General features: G+C 56.8%; 2 protein-coding genes. Both read left to right on the top strand.

Annotated elements, in window-relative coordinates:
- A partial coding sequence (gene glsA / locus A3754_RS25550; RefSeq protein ID WP_063521702.1) for a glutaminase A occupies positions 1-695 on the top strand: 695 nt, incomplete at its 5' end.
- On the top strand, positions 695-1389 hold a 695-nt coding region (locus A3754_RS25545; RefSeq protein WP_156497237.1), incomplete at its 3' end, for a DUF481 domain-containing protein. The genes glsA and A3754_RS25545, both read left to right, overlap by 1 nt.

Below are 1389 nucleotides of genomic sequence, written 5' to 3'. Positions count from 1 at the left end.
TGCCCAAGAATGTGGGTGTGGATGCCACCGGCCAGGTGTTCAATTCCATCTATGCCATCGAGCAGCACCAGGGCCATGAAATGAACCCGCTGGTGAATGCCGGTGCGATTACCACTACCAGCCTGGTGTCCGGAAAAAGCTACAACGAAATCTGGAACAAGATTCTCGGATACTACAGTGATTTTGCCGGCCGGGAGCTGACCGTGTTGGAAGATATCTACAAGTCGGAAGCGGCTACCAACCAACGTAACCAGGCGATTGCTCACCTGATGTATGCCTACGGCCATATCGAAGGCGACCCGCTGCAGGCCACCGACATTTATACCCGCCAGTGTTCTGTGGGTGTGAATGCCAAGGACCTGGGCACCATGGCGGCGACGCTGGCCAACGCAGGCACCAACCCGGTTACCGGCAAGGCGCTGGTGAAACCGGAAGACATGCCGGAAATCCTGGCAGTGATGGCGACGGCCGGGCTGTATGACGATGCGGGCAAGTGGTTGTACAAAACCGGCCTGCCTGCCAAGAGTGGTGTGGGCGGTGGTATTATTGCCGTTTCCCCGGGCAAGTTCGGCATTGCGGCTATTTCCCCGCCGCTGGATGAGGCCGGTAACAGCGTACGCGCCCAGAAAGCCATTGCGGATATCTCCGCAGCCCTGGGTGGCAACCCGTACGAAGCCGTACCTTATGGTAAGTAATGAAAAAAGTAGTGGTTAAAGGCTGGCCAGCAATGGCTGGCCAATCTTCTGGCAGCGCTTCTGGCCAGACAAGCAAACAGGCAGCCCTCTGGGCTGCCTGTTTGCTTGTCGGCACCCTTCCAGCCGCCGCCTTTGCAGCGGACCAAACCTTTGACACGGCCAGTACCCCGCCAGAGATCTGGCGGCCGCCCAGTTTCGACGTGCAGCAATGGGACTGGATACAGCTGGATACTGGCGAGTGGGTTAAAGGGCGGATCAAGGTCCTGCATGAAGAGTCGGTGGAAATCGACAGTGATCATTTCGATCTGATTTCCATCGACTGGGAAGACGTGGCCTATATCCGTACGGGGCGCGTCATGTCGGTGCTGCTGGATGGCGGTGAAGTGATACTGGGGCGTTTGACCACGGAAAGCGGCAAGCTGCTGGTGGGGGGCGAACCGGTCGAGTTTCCCCAGGTGGTTGGCATTGCCTCTGCCTCCCCCCGGGAATTTGATTTATGGACGGCGGATATTTCGGTGGGCCTGAATTTCCGCAGTGGTAACGTGGAACAGAAAGACCTGAACACCAAGGTTTCACTGAAACGCCGCACGGTAAAGAATAATACCAAGATGAGTTATACCGGTAACTATTCGGAATCGGAGTCCGAGCAGCTGGCCAATAACCACACGGCGAGCCTGAGTCATGATTATCGGAT

The organism is Alcanivorax sp. HI0083 (assembly GCF_001635175.1).
This window is presented reverse-complemented; position numbering and strand designations above follow the sequence as displayed.